Source organism: Pseudomonas sp. S5F11 (assembly GCF_019641515.1).
GTDB lineage: Bacteria > Pseudomonadota > Gammaproteobacteria > Pseudomonadales > Pseudomonadaceae > Aquipseudomonas > Aquipseudomonas rhodesiae.
In genome coordinates this window covers 144020-163545 of sequence record NZ_JAIFJZ010000001.1, presented here as the reverse complement: position 1 = coordinate 163545, position 19526 = coordinate 144020, and the positions used below count along the sequence as shown (strand labels likewise).

Sequence of the window (19526 nt, the reverse complement as noted above, 5' to 3'; positions counted from 1 at the left end):
CATCGAATAATTTCGCCATCGGAATTTTACTTGCCCGGTGTTTAGCCATAAAATCACCGCGATTGACTACGCTGCGACATATCGTCACTGCATCGTTACTTTTTTCGAGCTCAGAGACCTTTGCTCTCTGTTAAGGATTTCCAGCATGACCGAAGCGACAGGACTCATAGCCCACAATTGGGGCTTTGCCATTTTCCTCCTCGGTGTTGTCGGCCTCTGTGCCTTCATGCTCGGCGTCTCCAGCCTCCTCGGGTCAAAAGCCTGGGGCCGCAGCAAAAACGAACCGTTCGAGTCCGGCATGCTACCTACAGGTGGCGCCCGCTTGCGGCTCTCAGCCAAATTCTATCTGGTCGCGATGCTGTTCGTGATCTTCGATATCGAAGCCCTCTTTCTCTTTGCCTGGTCTGTGTCCGTCCGCGAAAGCGGCTGGACCGGATTCGTCGAAGCTCTCGTTTTCATAGCAATTCTGTTGGCAGGTCTTGTCTACCTGTTCCGAGTGGGCGCCCTTGACTGGGCTCCGGAAGCTCGTCGCAAGCGGCAAGCGAAGCTGAAACAATGAGGCTTTGGCGATGCAATACAATCTCACCAGGATCGACCCGGATGCTCCTAACGAGCAGTACCCCATCGGCGAACGGGAAACCGTCTCCGATCCGTTAGAAGATCAAGTCCACAAAAACATCTACATGGGCAAACTCGAAGACGTGCTGAGTGGCGCGGTCAACTGGGGGCGTAAGAACTCCCTGTGGCCGTACAACTTCGGCCTTTCGTGCTGCTACGTGGAAATGACCACCGCCTTCACGGCGCCCCACGACATTGCGCGCTTCGGCGCCGAAGTGATCCGGGCCTCGCCGCGCCAGGCGGATTTCATGGTTATCGCCGGTACCTGCTTTATCAAGATGGCGCCGATCATCCAGCGTCTCTACGAGCAAATGCTCGAGCCAAAGTGGGTTATCTCCATGGGTTCGTGCGCCAACTCCGGTGGCATGTACGATATCTACTCCGTGGTCCAGGGGGTGGACAAGTTCCTGCCCGTGGACGTCTACGTGCCTGGCTGCCCGCCCCGTCCTGAAGCATTTCTGCAAGGCTTGATGCTGTTGCAGGAATCGATTGGCAAGGAGCGTCGCCCACTTTCCTGGGTTGTCGGAGATCAAGGCGTATACCGCGCCGAGATGCCGTCACAAAAGGAACAGCGCCGCGAACAGCGTATTCAGGTCACCAACCTGCGCAGCCCCGACGAAGTCTGATCCAGCGCCGCTTCTTTCATAGAACGAAAACCTGGCTTCATTCTTTACGTTGACCGAAAGCGATAAAAAACCATGACTACAGGCAGTGCTCTGTACATCCCGCCTTATAAGGCAGACGACCAGGATGTGGTCGTCGAACTCAATAACCGTTTTGGCCCTGACGCCTTCACCGCCCAGGCCACGCGCACCGGTATGCCGGTGTTGTGGGTGGCGCGCGCCAAGCTCGTCGAAGTCCTGACCTTCCTGCGCAACCTGCCCAAGCCGTACGTCATGCTCTATGACCTGCATGGCGTGGATGAACGTCTGCGCACCAAGCGTCAAGGGCTGCCGAGCGGCGCCGATTTCACCGTGTTCTATCACCTGATGTCGCTGGAACGTAACAGCGATGTGATGATCAAGGTCGCGCTGTCCGAGAGCGACCTGAGCATCCCAACCGTGACCGGCATCTGGCCGAATGCCAGCTGGTACGAGCGCGAAGTCTGGGACATGTTCGGCGTCGACTTCCCGGGTCACCCGCACCTGTCGCGCATCATGATGCCGCCGACCTGGGAAGGTCACCCGTTGCGCAAGGACTTCCCGGCCCGTGCCACGGAATTCGACCCGTTCAGCCTCAATCTCGCCAAGCAGCAGCTTGAAGAAGAGGCCGCGCGCTTCCGCCCGGAAGACTGGGGCATGAAGCGTTCCGGCGCCAACGAGGACTACATGTTCCTCAACCTGGGTCCTAACCACCCTTCGGCCCACGGTGCCTTCCGCATCATCCTGCAGCTGGACGGCGAAGAAATCGTCGACTGCGTACCGGACATCGGCTACCACCACCGTGGCGCCGAGAAGATGGCCGAGCGTCAGTCCTGGCATAGCTTCATCCCCTACACCGACCGTATCGACTACCTCGGCGGCGTGATGAACAACCTGCCGTACGTGCTCTCGGTCGAGAAGCTGGCCGGCATCAAGGTGCCAGACCGCGTCGACACCATCCGCATCATGATGGCCGAGTTCTTCCGCATCACCAGCCACCTGCTGTTCCTGGGTACCTATATCCAGGACGTCGGCGCCATGACCCCGGTGTTTTTCACCTTCACCGACCGTCAGCGCGCCTACAAGGTCATCGAGGCCATCACCGGTTTCCGCCTGCACCCGGCCTGGTATCGCATTGGTGGTGTGGCCCACGATCTGCCGAACGGCTGGGAGCGCCTGGTCAAGGAGTTCGTCGAGTGGATGCCCAAGCGTCTGGACGAGTACCAGAAGGCCGCCCTGGACAACAGCATCCTCAAGGGTCGTACCATCGGCGTCGCCCAGTACAACACCAAGGAAGCCCTGGAATGGGGCGTCACCGGTGCTGGCCTGCGTTCCACCGGTTGCGATTTCGACCTGCGTAAAGCACGCCCGTATTCCGGCTATGAGAACTTCGAGTTCGAAGTACCGCTGGCGGCCAACGGCGATGCCTACGACCGTTGCATCGTACGCGTCGAAGAAATGCGCCAGAGCCTGAAAATCATCGAGCAGTGCATGCGCAATATGCCGGCAGGCCCGTACAAGGCGGATCACCCGCTGACCACGCCGCCGCCGAAAGAGCGCACGCTGCAGCACATCGAAACCCTGATCACGCACTTCCTGCAAGTTTCGTGGGGCCCGGTCATGCCGGCCAACGAATCCTTCCAGATGATCGAAGCGACCAAGGGTATCAACAGTTATTACCTGACGAGCGATGGCGGCACCATGAGCTACCGCACCCGGATTCGCACCCCAAGCTTCGCCCACTTGCAGCAGATCCCTTCGGTGATCAAAGGCGAGATGGTCGCGGACTTGATTGCGTACCTGGGTAGTATCGATTTCGTTATGGCCGACGTGGACCGCTAAGCATGAACAGCACGCTTATCCAGACAGACCGTTTCACTTTGAGTGAAACCGAGCGCTCGGCCATCGAGCACGAGCTGCATCACTACGAAGACCCGCGCGCGGCGTCGATCGAAGCCTTGAAGATCGTCCAGAAGGAACGTGGCTGGGTACCGGACGGTGCCCTCTACGCCATCGGAGAGATCCTCGGCATCCCCGCCAGCGACGTTGAAGGCGTGGCCACGTTCTACAGCCAGATCTTCCGTCAGCCGGTCGGCCGCCACATCATTCGCGTGTGCGACAGCATGGTCTGCTACATCGGCGGTCACGAATCCGTGGTCAGCGAAATCCAGAACAAGCTGGGCATCGGCCTCGGCCAGACCACCCCGGACGGCCGCTTCACGCTGCTGCCGGTGTGCTGCCTGGGCAACTGCGACAAGGCGCCGGCGTTGATGATCGACGACGACACATTCGGTGACGTGCAGCCTGCTGGCGTGACCCAATTGCTCGAGGGCTACCCATGACCCTGACTTCTTTCGGCCCGGCCAACCGCATCCAGCGGTCGCCCGAAACTCACCCATTGACCTGGCGCCTGCGTGACGATGCCGAACCGGTATGGTTTGACGAGTACCAGGCCAAGAACGGTTACGCCGCAGCGCGCAAGGCCTTCGCCGACATGGCCCAGGACGATATCGTCCAGACCGTGAAAGACGCCGGCCTCAAAGGCCGTGGCGGTGCAGGCTTCCCCACGGGCGTCAAATGGGGCCTGATGCCCAAGGACGAATCCATCAACATCCGCTACCTCTTGTGCAACGCGGATGAAATGGAGCCGAACACCTGGAAAGACCGCATGCTGATGGAGCAACTGCCCCATCTGCTGATCGAAGGCATGCTGATCAGTGCCCGCGCACTGAAGACCTACCGTGGCTACATCTTCCTGCGCGGCGAATACACTACCGCCGCCAAGCACCTCAACCGTGCCGTGGAAGAAGCCAAGGCCGCCGGCCTGCTGGGCAAGAATATCCTCGGTTCGGGTTTTGACTTCGAACTGTTCGTGCACACCGGCGCCGGGCGTTATATCTGCGGTGAAGAAACCGCGTTGATCAACTCCCTCGAAGGCCGTCGCGCCAACCCGCGCTCCAAGCCGCCCTTCCCTGCCGCCGTGGGCGTGTGGGGCAAGCCGACCTGTGTGAACAACGTCGAGACCCTGTGCAACGTGCCGGCGATCATCGCCGACGGCGTGGACTGGTACAAATCCCTGGCCCGCGAAGGCAGCGAAGACATGGGCACCAAGCTCATGGGCTTCTCCGGCAAGGTCAAGAATCCTGGCCTGTGGGAGCTGCCCTTCGGTGTGACTGCCCGCGAGCTGTTCGAGGACTACGCCGGCGGCATGCGCGACGGCTACACCTTGAAAGCCTGGCAGCCAGGCGGTGCCGGTACCGGTTTCCTGCTGCCCGAACACCTCGACGCCCAAATGTATGCCGGCGGCATCGGCAAGGTGGGCACCCGCATGGGTACGGGCCTGGCGATGGCGGTGGACAACACCGTCAACATGGTCTCGTTGCTGCGCAACATGGAGCAGTTCTTCGCCCGGGAATCCTGCGGCTTCTGCACCCCATGCCGCGATGGCCTGCCGTGGAGCGTCAAGCTGCTGATGGCCCTGGAAAAAGGCGAAGGCCGCGAGGGTGATATCGAGACCCTGCTGGGTCTGGTCGGCTTCCTCGGCCCAGGCAAGACCTTCTGTGCTCACGCACCGGGCGCCGTGGAGCCATTGGGCAGCGCAATCAAATACTTCCGCTCTGAATTCGAGGCCGGCATCGCGCCAACCCGCGCAGGCGACCTCAATCAGGTGGTATCACCGACCATGGTCGGTGCGTAACGCTTAAACAGGCGAAGGGTCCGTGCCCTTCGCCTTGTCATGTGCTGACGCCTTTAAGGCTGTGTAGATGCACATGAATAACAAGATTCCATTAGCCACGCCCGCTGACAACGGGCCAACGAAGAACTTTGAACCATGGCCACTATCCACGTAGACGGCAAAGCGCTCGAAGTCGATGGGGCGGACAACCTGTTACAGGCGTGTCTGTCACTAGGCCTCGACATCCCTTATTTCTGCTGGCACCCCGCGCTCGGTAGCGTCGGTGCCTGTCGCCAGTGTGCGGTCAAGCAATACACCGACGAGAACGACACCCGTGGTCGTATCGTCATGTCCTGCATGACCCCAGCCACCGACAACACCTGGATCTCCATCGACGATGAAGAATCCAAGGCATTCCGCGCCAGTGTCGTCGAGTGGCTGATGACCAACCACCCTCACGACTGCCCGGTCTGTGAGGAAGGCGGTCACTGCCACCTGCAGGACATGACGGTGATGACCGGCCACAACGAGCGCCGCTATCGCTTCACCAAGCGTACCCACCAGAACCAGGATCTCGGCCCGTTCATCTCCCACGAGATGAACCGCTGCATCGCCTGCTACCGCTGCGTGCGCTTCTATAAAGACTACGCCGGCGGCACCGACCTTGGCGTATTCGGCGCCCACGACAACGTGTACTTCGGTCGCGTCGAAGACGGCGTGCTCGAAAGCGAGTTCTCCGGCAACCTCACCGAGGTCTGCCCGACCGGTGTGTTCACCGACAAGACTCACTCCGAGCGTTACAACCGTAAGTGGGACATGCAATTCGCCCCGAGCATCTGCCATGGCTGCTCCAGCGGTTGCAACATCTCCCCGGGCGAACGCTACGGCGAGCTGCGTCGCATCGAAAACCGCTTCAACGGTTCGGTCAACCAGTACTTCCTGTGCGACCGTGGCCGTTTCGGCTATGGCTATGTCAACCGCGAAGACCGCCCACGCCAGCCATTGTTGGCCGGCGGCGCGAAGCTGAGCACCGACGAAGCCTTGGATAAAGCCGCCGACCTGCTGCGCGGCCGCACGATCGTCGGCATCGGCTCGCCACGCGCCAGCCTCGAAAGCAACTATGCGTTGCGCGAACTGGTCGGCGCCGAGCACTTCTACAGCGGTATCGAAGCCGGTGAGTTGGAGCGTATCCGCCTGGTCCTGCAGGTGCTGAACGACAGCCCGCTGCCGGTGCCGAACATGCGCGACATCGAAGACCACGACGCGATCTTCGTGCTCGGCGAAGACCTGACCCAGACCGCCGCGCGTATCGCGCTGTCGCTGCGTCAGTCGGTCAAAGGCAAGGCTGAAGAGATGGCCGACGCCATGCGCGTACAGCCTTGGCTCGACGCCGCCGTGAAAAACATCGGCCAGCACGCGCTGAACCCACTGTTTATCGCTAGCCTGGCGGAAACCAAGCTCGACGATATCGCTGAAGAATGCGTGCACGCTGCCCCCGACGACCTGGCCCGCCTCGGTTTCGCCGTGGCTCATGCCCTGGACGCGAGCGCCCCAGCCGTCGACGGCCTGGACGCCGAAGCCGTCGAATTGGCCCAACGCATCGCCGACGCGCTGCTGGCCGCCAAACGTCCGCTGATCATCGCCGGCACCTCGCTGGGTTCCAAGGCACTGATCGAGGCCGCCGCCAACATCGCCAAGGCCTTGAAGCTGCGCGACAAGAACGGCTCCATCAGCCTGGTGGTACCGGAAGCCAACAGCCTCGGCCTGGCCATGCTTGGTGGCGAATCCGTGGATGCCGCGCTACAAACGGTGATCGACGGCAACGCCGACGCCATCGTGGTGCTGGAAAACGATCTGTATACCCGCACCGACGCGGCCAAGGTGGACGCCGCCTTGAACGCGGCCAAAGTGCTGATCGTCGCCGACCACCAGAAGACCGCCACCAGCGACCGTGCCGACCTGGTACTGCCAGCCGCCACTTTCGCCGAAGGCGACGGCACCCTGGTCAGTCAGGAAGGCCGTGCGCAGCGCTTCTTCCAGGTGTTCGATCCGAAGTACATGGACGCCAGCATCCTGGTTCATGAAGGCTGGCGCTGGCTGCATGCCCTGCGCTCCACCCTGCTGAATCGGCCGATCGACTGGACCCAGCTCGACCACGTCACCGCCGCCACTGCCGCGAGCGCGCCGCAACTGGCACGTATCGTCGACGCCGCGCCGTCCGCTGCATTCCGCATCAAGGGTCTGAAACTGGCCCGTGAGCCGCTGCGTTATTCCGGTCGTACCGCCATGCGCGCCGATATCAGCGTGCATGAACCACGTACGCCGCAAGATAACGACACCGCGTTCGCCTTCTCCATGGAAGGTTATTCGGGTTCGGCCGAACCGCGTCAGCAAGTGCCGTTCGCCTGGTCGCCAGGTTGGAACTCGCCACAGGCGTGGAACAAGTTCCAGGACGAAGTCGGTGGCCACATCCGCGCCGGCGACCCAGGCACTCGCCTGATCGAAACCCAGGGCGATTCGCTGAACTGGTTCGCGGCGGTCCCGCGTCCTTTCAACCCGGCCCCGGGCACCTGGCAGGTCGTGCCGTTCTTCCACCTGTTCGGCAGCGAGGAGAACTCTTCCAAGGCCGCACCGGTTCAGGAGCGCATCCCCGCCGCCTACGTGTCCATGGCCAAGTCCGAAGCCGACCGCCTGGGTGTCAACGACGGTGCCCTGCTGAGCTTGAACGTTGCCGGCCAGACCCTGCGTCTGCCGCTGCGTATCAACGAAGAGCTGAGTGCCGGCCTGGTTGCACTGCCTAAAGGCCTCGCCGGCATCCCGCCGGCGATCTTCGGCAAAACCGTTGACGGTCTGCAGGAGGCAGCGCAATGACCTGGTTCACCCCTGAAGTGATCGACGTGATCATCTCGGTCGTCAAGGCCATCGTGATCCTGTTGGCCGTGGTCGTGGCGGGCGCCCTGCTCAGCTTCGTCGAACGTCGCCTGCTGGGCTGGTGGCAGGACCGTTATGGCCCGAACCGCGTTGGCCCATTCGGCATGTTCCAGATCGCCGCCGACATGTTGAAGATGTTCTTCAAGGAAGACTGGACCCCGCCGTTTGCCGACAAGGTGATCTTCACCCTGGCACCGGTCGTGGCCATGAGCGCCTTGCTGATCGCCTTCGCGATCATCCCGATCACCCCGACCTGGGGCGTGGCGGACCTGAACATCGGCTTGCTGTTCTTCTTTGCGATGGCGGGTCTGTCGGTCTATGCGGTGCTGTTCGCCGGCTGGTCGAGCAACAACAAGTTCGCCCTGCTGGGTAGCTTGCGGGCCTCGGCCCAGACCGTGTCCTACGAAGTGTTCATGGGCCTGGCGCTGATGGGCATCGTGGTGCAGGTCGGCTCGTTCAACATGCGCGACATCGTCGAGTACCAGGCGCAGAACCTGTGGTTCATCATTCCGCAGTTCTTCGGCTTCTGTACTTTCTTCATCGCTGGCGTGGCCGTGACGCACCGTCACCCGTTCGACCAGCCGGAAGCGGAACAGGAACTGGCCGACGGTTACCACATTGAATACGCCGGCATGAAGTGGGGCATGTTCTTCGTCGGTGAGTACATCGGCATCATCTTGATCTCGGCCCTGTTGGTCACGCTGTTCTTCGGCGGCTGGCACGGTCCGTTCGGCATCCTGCCGCAGCTGGCGTTCTTCTGGTTCTTCCTGAAGACCGCGTTCTTTATCATGCTGTTTATCCTGCTGCGCGCTTCCATTCCGCGTCCACGGTATGACCAGGTGATGGATTTCAGCTGGCGCTTCTGCCTGCCGCTGACCCTGATCAATTTGCTGGTGACTGCTGCCGTTGTGTTGTTGAACACGCCAGCGGGCGCGGTTCAGTGAGGATTTGACCCATGTTCAAATATATTGGCGACATCGTTAAGGGTACCGGTACCCAGTTGCGAAGCCTGGTGATGGTTTTCGGCCATGGCTTCCGCAAACGCGACACCCTGCAATACCCGGAAGAAGCGGTGTACCTGCCGCCGCGCTATCGCGGCCGCATCGTACTGACCCGCGACCCCGATGGCGAAGAGCGTTGCGTTGCCTGCAACCTGTGCGCCGTGGCGTGCCCGGTGGGTTGCATCTCCCTGCAGAAAGCTGAAACCGAAGACGGTCGCTGGTACCCGGACTTCTTCCGCATCAACTTCTCGCGCTGCATCTTCTGCGGCCTGTGCGAGGAAGCTTGCCCGACCACCGCGATCCAGCTCACACCGGATTTCGAGATGGCCGAGTTCAAACGTCAGGACCTGGTGTACGAGAAAGAAGATCTGCTGATCTCTGGTCCCGGTAAAAACCCTGATTACAACTTCTATCGTGTTGCAGGTATGGCCGTTGCCGGTAAGCCAAAAGGCGCCGCACAAAACGAAGCCGAGCCGATCAACGTGAAGAGCTTGCTGCCTTAAGGAAGAAAGATGGAATTCGCTTTCTATTTCGCATCGGGTATCGCGGTTGTGTCCACGCTTCGCGTGATCACCAACACCAACCCCGTGCACGCCCTGCTCTACCTGATCATTTCCCTGATCGCCGTGGCCATGACCTTTTTCAGCCTCGGCGCACCGTTCGCCGGTGTACTGGAAGTGATCGCCTACGCCGGCGCCATCATGGTGCTGTTCGTGTTTGTGGTGATGATGCTCAACCTGGGGCCGGCTTCGGTCGCCCAGGAACGCGTCTGGCTCAAGCCCGGCATCTGGCTCGGCCCGGTTGTCCTCGCGGCTCTGCTGCTGGGTGAACTGCTGTATGTACTGTTCGCTCACCAGAGCGGCCAGGCCATCGGCCACACCACTGTGGATGCAAAAGCCGTGGGCATCAGCCTGTTCGGCCCGTACCTGCTGGTGGTCGAACTGGCGTCGATGCTGCTGCTCGCCGCAGCCGTCACCGCCTTCCACTTGGGCCGCAACGAAGCCAAGGAGCAATGACGATGCCTGCTATCCCTTTGGAGCATGGTCTGGCGGTCGCCGGCATCCTGTTCTGCCTTGGCCTGGTCGGCCTGATGGTTCGCCGTAACATTCTGTTCGTGTTGATGAGCCTGGAAATCATGATGAACGCCGCAGCACTGGCCTTCATCGTTGCGGGTGCACGTTGGGGCCAGCCGGATGGACAAGTCATGTTCATCCTGGTGATCAGCCTGGCAGCGGCCGAGGCCAGTATTGGCCTGGCGATCCTGCTGCAGCTGTATCGTCGCTTCCACACGCTTGATATCGACGCTGCCAGTGAGATGCGCGGATGAACATGATCTTTCTGACTTTCCTGTTTCCCCTGATCGGGTTCCTGCTGCTGTCGTTCTCTCGCGGGCGCTGGTCGGAAAACCTTTCGGCCTTGATCGGCGTGGGGTCCATTGGCCTGTCGGCGATCGTCGCCGCCTACGTCATCTGGCAATTCAACGTGGCGCCGCCGGAAGGCGGTCACTACACCCTGGTGCTGTGGCAGTGGATGTCGGTGGAGGGCTTCAAGCCCAACTTCGCCCTCTACATCGATGGCCTGTCGATCACCATGCTTGGCGTGGTGGTGGGCGTGGGTTTCCTGATCCACCTGTTCGCGTCCTGGTACATGCGCGGTGAGGCGGGCTACTCGCGCTTCTTCTCGTACACCAACCTGTTTATCGCCAGCATGCTGTTCCTGGTGCTCGGCGATAACCTGTTGTTCCTGTACTTCGGCTGGGAAGGCGTGGGCCTGTGCTCGTACCTGTTGATCGGTTTCTACTACAGCAACCGCAACAACGGTAACGCCGCACTCAAAGCGTTTATCGTCACCCGTATCGGCGACGTGTTCATGGCCATCGGCCTGTTCATCCTGTTCCAACAGGTGGGCACGCTGAACATCCAGGAACTGCTGGTGCTGGCGCCGCAGAAATTCCAGGTCGGTGACTTCTGGATCACCCTGGCGACCCTGATGCTGCTGGGCGGCGCCGTGGGTAAATCCGCGCAACTGCCACTGCAGACCTGGCTGGCGGACGCGATGGCCGGTCCTACCCCGGTGTCGGCCCTGATCCACGCCGCAACCATGGTGACCGCGGGTGTCTACCTGATCGCCCGTACCCATGGCCTGTTCACCCTGGCGCCGGAGATCCTGCACCTGGTGGGCCTGGTCGGCGGCGTGACCCTGGTACTGGCCGGCTTCGCCGCGCTGGTGCAGACCGACATCAAGCGTATCCTCGCCTACTCGACCATGAGCCAGATCGGCTACATGTTCCTGGCCCTGGGCGTCGGCGCCTGGGACGCGGCGATCTTCCACCTGATGACCCACGCCTTCTTCAAGGCCCTGCTGTTCCTCGCTTCCGGTGCGGTAATCGTCGCCTGCCACCACGAGCAGAACATCTTCAAAATGGGCGGCCTGTGGAAGAAACTGCCATTGGCCTACGCCAGCTTCATCGTCGGTGGTGCCGCCCTGGCCGCCCTGCCGCTGGTGACCGCAGGTTTCTACTCCAAGGACGAAATCCTCTGGGAAGCCTTTGCCAGCGGTAACCAGAACCTGCTGTACGCAGGCCTGGTCGGTGCCTTCATGACCTCGCTCTACACCTTCCGCCTGATCTTCATCACCTTCCATGGTGAAGCCAAGACCGAAGCGCACGCAGGCCATGGCATCTCCCACTGGCTGCCACTGTCGGTGCTGATCATCCTGTCGACGTTTATCGGCGCCATGATCACCCCGCCACTGGCCGGCGTACTGCCGGAAAGCGTCGGCCATGCCGGCGGCGACGCCAAGCACAGCCTGGAAATCGCCTCGGGCGCCATTGCCATTGCCGGTATCCTGCTGGCAGCCCTGCTGTTCCTCGGCAAGCGCCGCTTCGTGACCGCCGTGGCCAACAGTGGCATCGGCCGTTTCCTGTCGGCCTGGTGGTTCGCTGCCTGGGGCTTCGACTGGATCTACGACAAACTGTTCGTCAAGCCGTACCTGGCCATCAGCCATGTACTGCGTAAAGACCCGCTCGACCAGACCATTGGTTTGATCCCGCGCGCGGCCAAAGGCGGTCACACCGCCCTGAGCCGCAGCGAGACCGGCCAATTGCGTTGGTATGCGGCTTCCATGGCGGCTGGCGCCGTGCTGGTGATCGGCGCCATCGTAGTGGTAGCGGTCTGATATGAACTTTGCGAACTTGCGAAAGGAAACGAGCCCGTCATGATTCTGCCCTGGCTAATCCTGATCCCCTTTATCGGCGGCCTGCTCTGCTGGATGGGTGAACGCTTCGGCGCCACCCTCCCCCGCTGGATTGCGTTGCTGACCATGTCCCTGGAACTCGCGCTCGGCCTCTGGCTGTGGGCCCATGGCGACTATTCATTTGCTCCGGCACCGGGTGTCGATCCCACCTTCGCGCTTGAATTCAAGCACGTGTGGATCCAGCGCTTCGGCATCAATGTGCACCTGGCCCTCGACGGCCTGTCGCTGTTGATGATCCTGCTGACCGGCCTGCTGGGTATCCTCTCGGTACTCTGCTCCTGGAAAGAAATCCAGCGTCACGTGGGCTTCTTCCACCTGAACCTGATGTGGATCCTGGGCGGTGTGGTCGGCGTGTTCCTCGCCCTCGACCTGTTCATGTTCTTCTTCTTCTGGGAAATGATGCTGGTGCCGATGTACTTCCTCATCGCGCTCTGGGGTCACAGTTCTTCGGACGGCAAGAAAACCCGGATCTACGCGGCGACCAAGTTCTTCATCTTTACTCAGGCTTCCGGCTTGATCATGTTGGTGGCGATCCTGGGGCTGGTGCTGGTCAACTTCAACAACACCGGCGTGATTACCTTCAACTACGCCGACCTGTTGAAGACCAAGATGTCCCTGACCACCGAGTACGTGCTGATGCTGGGCTTCTTCATCGCCTTCGCGGTGAAGCTGCCGGTGGTGCCGTTCCACTCCTGGTTGCCGGACGCTCACGCCCAGGCACCGACTGCCGGTTCCGTGGACCTGGCCGGTATCCTGTTGAAGACCGCTGCGTATGGTCTGCTGCGTTTTGCCCTGCCGCTGTTCCCGAATGCTTCGGCCGAATTTGCGCCGATCGCCATGACCCTCGGTCTGATCGGGATTTTCTACGGTGCGTTCCTGGCCTTCGCGCAAACCGACATCAAGCGTCTGATTGCTTTCTCGTCCGTTTCCCATATGGGCTTCGTACTGATCGGCATCTATTCCGGCAGCCAACTGGCGCTGCAAGGTGCAGTGATCCAGATGCTGGCTCACGGCGTTTCGGCCGCGGCCCTGTTTATCCTCAGTGGTCAGCTGTACGAGCGTCTGCACACCCGTGACATGCGCGAGATGGGTGGCGTGTGGTCGCGCATTGCCTACCTGCCGGCGATCAGCCTGTTCTTCGCCGCCGCGTCCCTGGGCCTGCCGGGCACCGGCAACTTCATCGGCGAATTCCTGATCCTGATGGGCGCGTTCGTACAAACGCCGTGGATCAGCGCCATCGCCACCTCCGGTCTGGTGTTCGGTTCGGTCTACTCGCTGATCATGATCCACCGCGCTTACTTCGGCCCAGCCAAGTCCGACACTGTCCTCAAAGGGATGGATGCGCGCGAACTGATCATGGTGCTCGGTCTTGCGGTATTGCTGATCTACATCGGCGTGTACCCGCAACCGTTCCTGGACACTTCTGCCGCAACGATGCATGGCGTGCAGCAGTGGTTCGGCACCGCCTTCTCTCAACTCGCTTCGGCCCGGTAAGAGCGCTATGGAATTCACGATCCAACACTTTATCGCGCTTGCGCCGCTGCTGATCACCAGCCTCACCATCGTGGTGGTGATGCTGGCGATCGCCTGGCGCCGCAATCACTCGCAAACGTTCCTGCTGTCCTGTGCCGGGTTGAACCTGGCCCTGCTGTCGATCATTCCGGCCCTCAAGGTCGCGCCGTTGGCGGTCACCCCGCTGATGATGATCGATGACTTCGCACTGCTGTACATCGCGTTGATCCTGGTGGCCACCCTGGCATGCGTCACCCTCGCCCACGCCTACCTCGGCGAAGGCGGCACCGGCTACCCGGGCAACCGCGAAGAGCTGTACCTGCTGATCCTGCTGGCTGCGGCCGGCGGTATCGTGCTGGTCAGCGCCCAGCACCTGGCAGGCCTGTTCATCGGTTTGGAACTGCTGTCGATCCCGACGTACGGCCTGGTGGCCTATGCCTTCTTCAACAAGCGCTCTTTGGAAGCCGGCATCAAGTACATGGTGCTGTCGGCCGCCGGTTCCGCGTTCCTGTTGTTCGGTATGGCCTTGCTCTACGCCGAAGCCGGCAGCCTGAGCTTCACCGGTATCGGTCATGCCTTGGCCGCCACCAACATGCCTGCACCGATCGCCCAACTGGGCCTGGCGATGATGCTGATCGGCCTGGCCTTCAAACTGTCGCTGGTGCCGTTCCACCTGTGGACCCCGGACGTGTACGAAGGCGCCCCGGCGCCGGTGGCTGCGTTCCTGGCGACCGCGTCGAAAGTGGCAGTGTTTGCGGTGATGGTGCGTCTGTTCCAGATCTCCCCCGCTGCCAACACCGGCGTGCTGAGCAACGTACTGACCGTGATCGCCATTGCGTCGATCCTGTTCGGTAACCTGCTGGCGCTGACTCAAAACAACCTCAAGCGTCTGCTGGGTTACTCGTCTATCGCCCACTTCGGCTACCTGCTGATCGCCCTGGTGGCGAGCAAAGGCCTGGCCGTGGAAGCCATCGGTGTGTATCTGGTCACCTACGTGATCACCAGCCTTGGCGCATTCGGCGTGATTACCCTGATGTCGTCCCCTTACAAGGGCCGTGACGCCGACGCTCTGTACGAATACCGTGGCCTGTTCTGGCGCCGTCCGTACCTGACCGCTGTGCTGACCGTGATGATGCTGTCCCTGGCCGGTATCCCGCTGACCGCAGGCTTTATCGGCAAGTTCTACATCATCGCTACCGGTGTCGAAGCCCATGAGTGGTGGCTGGTTGCCTCGCTGATTCTGGGCAGCGCCATCGGCGTGTTCTACTACCTGCGCGTGATGGTCACCCTGTACCTGATCGAGCCGAACCTGCGTCGTGTGGATGCCGAGCTGCATTGGGAACAGAAAGCCGGCGGCGTGATGCTGCTGGCCATCGCCCTGCTCGCCTTCTTCCTCGGCGTCTACCCACAGCCGTTGCTCACCTTGGTGCAGCACGCGGTGCTGGGTGTTTGATCGCTTAGCGGGAAGTGAGTAAACAAAAACGGCGCCTTCGGGCGCCGTTTTTGCATTGTGGGGATTGGGTTGGAGATTTGCAGTGGAATGCCAAGCTGGGTTTAGCAGTGCCTTTGGTGGGGCTGCTACGCAGCCCGGCGCGGGCCAAGCCCGCTTACCACAAAAGCCTGTTCAGCATAAGAGCCTGTACATCACAAAGCTCAGTCACCACAAAAGCCCCTCTTATCCAATCAGCCAGCTCACTACAAACGGGTTAGAACGCGATACCGACCTTGAACCCATACTCGTCACGCTTGAGTTTGGTGTTGTCGGCCACGGGGGAGTCTTCATCCAGTTTGTATTCGGTGCGGGTGTAGTACAGGCCCGCCATCACAGGCAGGTTGCCTTTCTGGTTCATCAGCAGGCTGACTTCCGCGTACGGGTTGGTGCGGTCCTTGAGATCGACGGAATCGCTGCCCAGGCCGTCAACCTTGACTTTGACGCGGCCGTCGAGGGTGTGACGAGCGCCGGCTTCAACTCGCAGGGTCATGTCATCGAACTGGTGGTTGTAGCCCAGTGCCGCCTTGGCAAATGGCGATTTGGTGGTCAGCTCAAGGTCATTGCCGTTGGACTCCGGCTCGTAGCGGGTCCAGCTGTAACCACCGCCCACGATCACATCGACAAAGTTGCGCGCATCCAGCGCGGCACGCCAGCCCAGGTCCAGATCGGCCTGGCCTTCCTTGAGTTTGTTGTCGCTCTTCTCGCCGTATTTAGCTTCGATGCCGGCTTGGTAGATAAAACCGGACTCAGCGGTAAGCTTGTTGCCGAAGTTGTAGAACAGGCCCGCTTCGGGCATGTGGTCCTTGTCGCTCTGGCTGCCGCCTTCGAGTTTGAAATCGTTGTAGCTGCCCTGCAGCCCGAAGATGGAAATCGGGTCGGTGGACGGCGCTGCGAACACCATCGCCGGCGCGGTGGCCAGCGCAAGCAGCGAGGCGTTTTTGAGGAATGATCCGAATAGTTTGGACATCGTTTTACATCTCCTTGTCAGGTGGACAAATTATTCAGGAACCGCTTCGAACCTCCGCGCGCGCAAAAGGTTCGAAAAAATTCACCTGATTTTGGAGGTAAAACGGTTCAGCGAACGCTCTAGATCAAGGCTCTTGGCGGCCTGCGCGAATCAAGTCATCCAATGCGCCGCTCAAACGTGGGTGCTTAGGCACCTGAATGCCGAACGTGTCGCGTAGCAATGCCAGCAGTTCATCGCTGTGTTGCAACGTACGCTTGGCGCTGGGCCTGTCCAGATAGTGAATTGCGTAATGCGCGTTATTCAACGTGTGCCGCTCCCCAACGGCCAGCCGCGCGACTTTGAGCTGCCCCAGAAAGGGCGAGCCAGGGTGGGTCGAGACGTACCAGTTGCCGATTTCGTAATCGATGTCGGCCTGCACTTGCAGGTCGAACACGTATAAGCCGCGCCATTCCCCGGCCACTTCGGCCCACAGCGTATAGCTGCTCTCCTGCGCATCGAATGTCAGGCGGTAAGGCTCATGCGCCGTGGCCTGCGCCGCCTGGGTATCGAGTTGCAACGGGCTGCTCGGCACCATGCCACCAAAGCCCACGTCGGTGATGTAGCGCACTCCGTCCAGGTTCACCAGGCTCAGACGATGGGTACGCGCCGTACGCGCATCCGGCGGGCCGCCCATGACAACCCGGCCGGTGATGCCGCGCGCGTCGAAGCCTAATTCCTGCAATAGCATCAGAAACATCTGGTTCAACTCGTAGCAGTAGCCGCCGCGCCCCTCGAACAATACTTTGTGCTCGACGCTCGGCAGATCGATCGGTACCAGCTGGTGCAGCAGGGTCGACAGGCTCTCAAAGGCAAAGGTGCAAACATGGCGCAATTGCAGGTCTTGCAGAGTTTGCAGGGTGGGCGGTGGCGGAGTTTCGTAGCCCAGGCGTTGCAGGTAGCGCTGGCAATGGGTGAGACGGGGCATGGCACGGTCCTTGAGCACGGGCGAAGGCGTCACTATGCCGCGCCCGCGTGCAGATTGTCATTTTGAATGAACCTTTTTAAACGCCTTCCTATCCATTTATAACAAGTCAGGGAGGCACCATGAGTACCGCAAAAATCTACACCATTAATTATCAGCTGCACGGTCAACCGAAGTCCTTTGTAGTACGCGCCGAAGTGATGAATAACGCCGAGGCCTGGCATTGGGCGGCGGTCGACGCCGACGTTGCCCATGTGAGTCGCATTGGCCGCGTGGGCCATGAGCAAGTCAAAAAAACCACCCGCCCCTGGGCGGAGAAATACGGCATCACCAATGTGACCTGGATGCCGCCTAAATAACCCCATCCCCTAAACCAAAAAGCCCCGCTCAATCGAGCGGGGCCTGCATCACTTCTTTAAGTCGCCCAACGGATCGTAAGGCGGCTTTTTTTCCGGGTGTTCTTTCTTATCCTTGTCCAGCGGCGCGATGGCCGGGCCGATGGGGTCGACCTGCGGATCGGCGACATCCGGCGAGTCCGGGTCGAAACCCAGCTCATCCTTGCCACTGGCGTGCTCGCTGGAGCGCGGGCCTTTGTCTGGAGCGGTCATGGCTATCTCCTCTAGAGCGGACGGGCTTTATCGTGAAGGGTTTCCAGGTCTTGCTCGGCTTGCTCCGTATCGTCGGTGTCCTGACGATGCGCGGGATCATTGGGGCGTAGAGCGTCGTTGTCGCGCTCCTCCTCACCGGGGGTACGGTTGGGGTCTGGCGTGCCGGGCGGTGGCTGTTTGTACTCGGGCATGATGGTTCACCTCGTCATAATGGGTGGCCTGCACCGATTTAGAGAAAGCCCCGCGCACCAACGTTCAACTTGTTTGCCCTGACGTGCGATGATGCCACCCCGCCATCCTCTAGAGACCTGACCCGGATGTTCGAGCTCAAACCCTGTGACCCCGCGCTCTACCGCCAACAGACTCGCCGCAGCACGCTGATCGTGGCGGTGCTGTTCTTGGCCCTGGCCATGGTGCTGTCGAGCCTGGCGGTGACGCTGTTCGGCGAACCCGGCGGGGATAATTTCCGCTTCAACGTTGGCGGCGTATTCGCCGGTGTGCTGATCACCCTGGCGCTGGTGCGTGGCCCATTCTGGGGCCAGGCGTGGCTGGCCCCAGCGGTGTATGGCTGGCAGCTCAAGCGCAGTCTGATGAGCGTGACCAATGTGATGCACAAGGTCACCGAGGGAGTGCAGGCCAATGACCCGACAGCCATTAAGCTGCTGCGCTTTTATCACCTGGGGCTGACCCAGATGCATGAGCTGGACGCCAACTCCAGCGCCCAGGCGCAGTTGGTCGGTGAGATGCAGGCCCACGTCAGCAAGATGCAGGCGCTGGGGCTGGACACCGACCAGACCCGCCTGGACCCTGCCTGGCTCGACCGCGTGAAAAGTACCTAAGGCAAACCGGCGCGCATGACCGCTGTAGCGGTTGCCAGGGCAGACAGGGATCAGACCGCCAGCGCGCTGAAGTCCAGGTGCCCGTTCAGGACCGGCGGGCACCAGTAGTAACCGCCGGTCAACGGCGTACTGATGCGGTACAGGCCATCGACAATCCCGTCCTCCAGGCCGCTCATGCGGCGCAGCTGCGCCTCGAAAGCATCGAAGGAATGGCCGAAGGCGAGGAACATCAGGCCGGCCTGACCATTTTCGGCCCACGGCATGGAGCGGCGCACCACAAAGGCCTCAGGGGTGAAGCTCTCCTGGGCGGTGCGTTTGGTATGGGCCGACTCGGGGGCGTCTTCCAGTTCTTCGTTATCGCCGTGGCGGCGGCCGATGATGTGGTCGCGCTCCTGGGCTGGCAACGCGGCGAAACCATCGAGGTCGTGCTGCCATTGCTGAAGGGCGGCGAAGCTGGCGCCACCGTCGGTCAAGGCGGCGTCCACGGCAGCATCGTCGTGAGGGTTTTCGGTGCCGTCTTCGTAGTCGGTGAGGTCGAAGCCGGTCTTGTAGCGGAAGCCTTCAATCGACTGCACCAGGCGAAACCCAGGAGCCAGCGCCTTCTCGAACGCGCGACTGCGCAGCAGCAGTTCGCCGCGATCCACACCGTGCAGCCACACCCACAGCGCCTGTTGGGTGGACGGGTTGTGCACACCCGGCGCGCTGATCGTCGGAAACGGCCGCAAGCCGTCAATGGTTACGCCCAGCGCGGTTACCAGCGGCTCACCCAACCCGACCACCGCCGCCGCATCCGCCATCCGCACCAACGCGTCCAGCGCAACGGGAACGGCGGCCAGGGAATCCACGGCGAAAAACAGATGGCGGGCCTGCAACGGCACCGGTGCAGCAAGAATGCCCGACTGGTACTGACTCATATGAACTCCTTCAAGAAAGGCGCGCAGTTTACCCGGCGCCAGTCGCCCTGCGTACTGCAAAGCGCGCAAGCCTTGCCATAGAGCCCTTGGTTGGGTGACTCTCTAGTCAAG

The 19526-nt window shown here is 61.1% G+C and carries 20 protein-coding genes; 15 read left to right on the top strand and 5 right to left on the bottom strand.

The window, feature by feature from the left end; translation table 11 throughout:
* Positions 1-145: 145 nt before the first annotated feature.
* The 13 genes from K1567_RS00710 (at position 146) to nuoN (ending at position 15087) form a co-directional block, all read left to right on the top strand.
* A complete protein-coding gene (locus tag K1567_RS00710; protein WP_015372409.1) occupies positions 146-559 on the top strand; it encodes an NADH-quinone oxidoreductase subunit A in 414 nt (137 codons plus the stop codon).
* A gap of 10 nt (positions 560-569) precedes the next feature.
* Complete coding sequence (locus K1567_RS00705) at positions 570-1244, top strand: NADH-quinone oxidoreductase subunit B family protein (protein WP_003219572.1); 675 nt, start codon at positions 570-572, stop codon at positions 1242-1244.
* Positions 1245-1316: 72 nt separating this feature from the next.
* Positions 1317-3101 (top strand): NADH-quinone oxidoreductase subunit C/D, encoded by a 1785-nt coding sequence (gene nuoC / locus K1567_RS00700; RefSeq protein WP_034098700.1) that lies wholly within the window; start codon positions 1317-1319, stop codon positions 3099-3101.
* Positions 3102-3103: 2 nt separating this feature from the next.
* Positions 3104-3601 carry an NADH-quinone oxidoreductase subunit NuoE gene (gene nuoE / locus K1567_RS00695; protein ID WP_003174721.1) on the top strand — a complete coding sequence of 166 codons (498 nt, stop codon included), beginning with the start codon at positions 3104-3106 and terminating at the stop codon, positions 3599-3601.
* A complete protein-coding gene (nuoF, locus tag K1567_RS00690) occupies positions 3598-4956 on the top strand; it encodes an NADH-quinone oxidoreductase subunit NuoF (protein ID WP_034098702.1) in 1359 nt (452 codons plus the stop codon). The genes nuoE and nuoF overlap by 4 nt, the downstream gene beginning before the upstream one ends.
* 135 nt (positions 4957-5091) lie before the next feature.
* A complete protein-coding gene (gene nuoG / locus K1567_RS00685) occupies positions 5092-7806 on the top strand; it encodes an NADH-quinone oxidoreductase subunit NuoG (RefSeq protein ID WP_040268711.1) in 2715 nt (904 codons plus the stop codon).
* Positions 7803-8810 carry an NADH-quinone oxidoreductase subunit NuoH gene (gene nuoH / locus K1567_RS00680; RefSeq protein ID WP_017137518.1) on the top strand — a complete coding sequence of 336 codons (1008 nt, stop codon included), beginning with the start codon at positions 7803-7805 and terminating at the stop codon, positions 8808-8810. The genes nuoG and nuoH overlap by 4 nt, the downstream gene beginning before the upstream one ends.
* An 11-nt stretch (positions 8811-8821) precedes the next feature.
* Entirely contained in the window at positions 8822-9370 is a 549-nt protein-coding gene (gene nuoI / locus K1567_RS00675) for an NADH-quinone oxidoreductase subunit NuoI (RefSeq protein ID WP_003174725.1), read from the top strand.
* A gap of 9 nt (positions 9371-9379) precedes the next feature.
* Complete coding sequence (gene nuoJ / locus K1567_RS00670) at positions 9380-9883, top strand: NADH-quinone oxidoreductase subunit J (RefSeq protein WP_016974048.1); 504 nt, start codon at positions 9380-9382, stop codon at positions 9881-9883.
* Positions 9884-9885: 2 nt separating this feature from the next.
* Positions 9886-10194 carry an NADH-quinone oxidoreductase subunit NuoK gene (gene nuoK, locus K1567_RS00665; RefSeq protein ID WP_003174727.1) on the top strand — a complete coding sequence of 103 codons (309 nt, stop codon included), beginning with the start codon at positions 9886-9888 and terminating at the stop codon, positions 10192-10194.
* Positions 10191-12044, top strand: coding sequence for an NADH-quinone oxidoreductase subunit L (gene nuoL, locus K1567_RS00660; RefSeq protein WP_034098705.1), 1854 nt, complete (start codon positions 10191-10193; stop codon positions 12042-12044). Before nuoK ends, nuoL begins: the two co-directional genes overlap by 4 nt.
* Positions 12045-12083: 39 nt before the next feature.
* On the top strand, positions 12084-13616 hold the full coding sequence (nuoM, locus tag K1567_RS00655) for an NADH-quinone oxidoreductase subunit M (protein WP_034098707.1): 1533 nt from the start codon (positions 12084-12086) through the stop codon (positions 13614-13616).
* A gap of 7 nt (positions 13617-13623) precedes the next feature.
* Positions 13624-15087: an NADH-quinone oxidoreductase subunit NuoN gene (gene nuoN, locus K1567_RS00650; protein ID WP_034098709.1), complete on the top strand. Its 1464-nt coding sequence runs from the start codon at positions 13624-13626 to the stop codon at positions 15085-15087.
* A gap of 253 nt (positions 15088-15340) precedes the next feature.
* Here nuoN and K1567_RS00645 read toward each other — a convergent pair whose 3' ends face one another.
* Both K1567_RS00645 and K1567_RS00640 read right to left on the bottom strand, forming a co-directional pair.
* Positions 15341-16093 (bottom strand): outer membrane beta-barrel protein, encoded by a 753-nt coding sequence (locus K1567_RS00645; RefSeq protein ID WP_034098710.1) that lies wholly within the window; start codon positions 16091-16093, stop codon positions 15341-15343.
* 124 nt (positions 16094-16217) lie between these two features.
* Complete coding sequence (locus K1567_RS00640; protein WP_169868723.1) at positions 16218-17057, bottom strand: arylamine N-acetyltransferase; 840 nt, start codon at positions 17055-17057, stop codon at positions 16218-16220.
* A 119-nt stretch (positions 17058-17176) separates the two neighbouring features.
* Here K1567_RS00640 and K1567_RS00635 point away from each other — a divergent pair, with 119 nt between their 5' ends.
* Positions 17177-17413, top strand: coding sequence for a DUF6555 family protein (locus tag K1567_RS00635; protein WP_034098712.1), 237 nt, complete (start codon positions 17177-17179; stop codon positions 17411-17413).
* A 48-nt stretch (positions 17414-17461) separates the two neighbouring features.
* Here K1567_RS00635 and K1567_RS00630 read toward each other — a convergent pair whose 3' ends face one another.
* Positions 17462-17662 (bottom strand): DUF6021 family protein, encoded by a 201-nt coding sequence (locus K1567_RS00630; protein ID WP_034098715.1) that lies wholly within the window; start codon positions 17660-17662, stop codon positions 17462-17464.
* A gap of 11 nt (positions 17663-17673) precedes the next feature.
* Positions 17674-17853 (bottom strand): hypothetical protein, encoded by a 180-nt coding sequence (locus K1567_RS00625; protein ID WP_034098717.1) that lies wholly within the window; start codon positions 17851-17853, stop codon positions 17674-17676.
* A 126-nt stretch (positions 17854-17979) separates the two neighbouring features.
* On the opposite strand from K1567_RS00625, the gene K1567_RS00620 reads away from it, so the two are divergent.
* Entirely contained in the window at positions 17980-18501 is a 522-nt protein-coding gene (locus K1567_RS00620; RefSeq protein ID WP_034098720.1) for a DUF3087 domain-containing protein, read from the top strand.
* A 50-nt stretch (positions 18502-18551) separates the two neighbouring features.
* Here the strand turns inward: K1567_RS00620 and K1567_RS00615 are convergent, their stop codons facing one another.
* Positions 18552-19415: a Dyp-type peroxidase gene (locus K1567_RS00615; protein ID WP_034098721.1), complete on the bottom strand. Its 864-nt coding sequence runs from the start codon at positions 19413-19415 to the stop codon at positions 18552-18554.
* Positions 19416-19526: the final 111 nt, after the last annotated feature.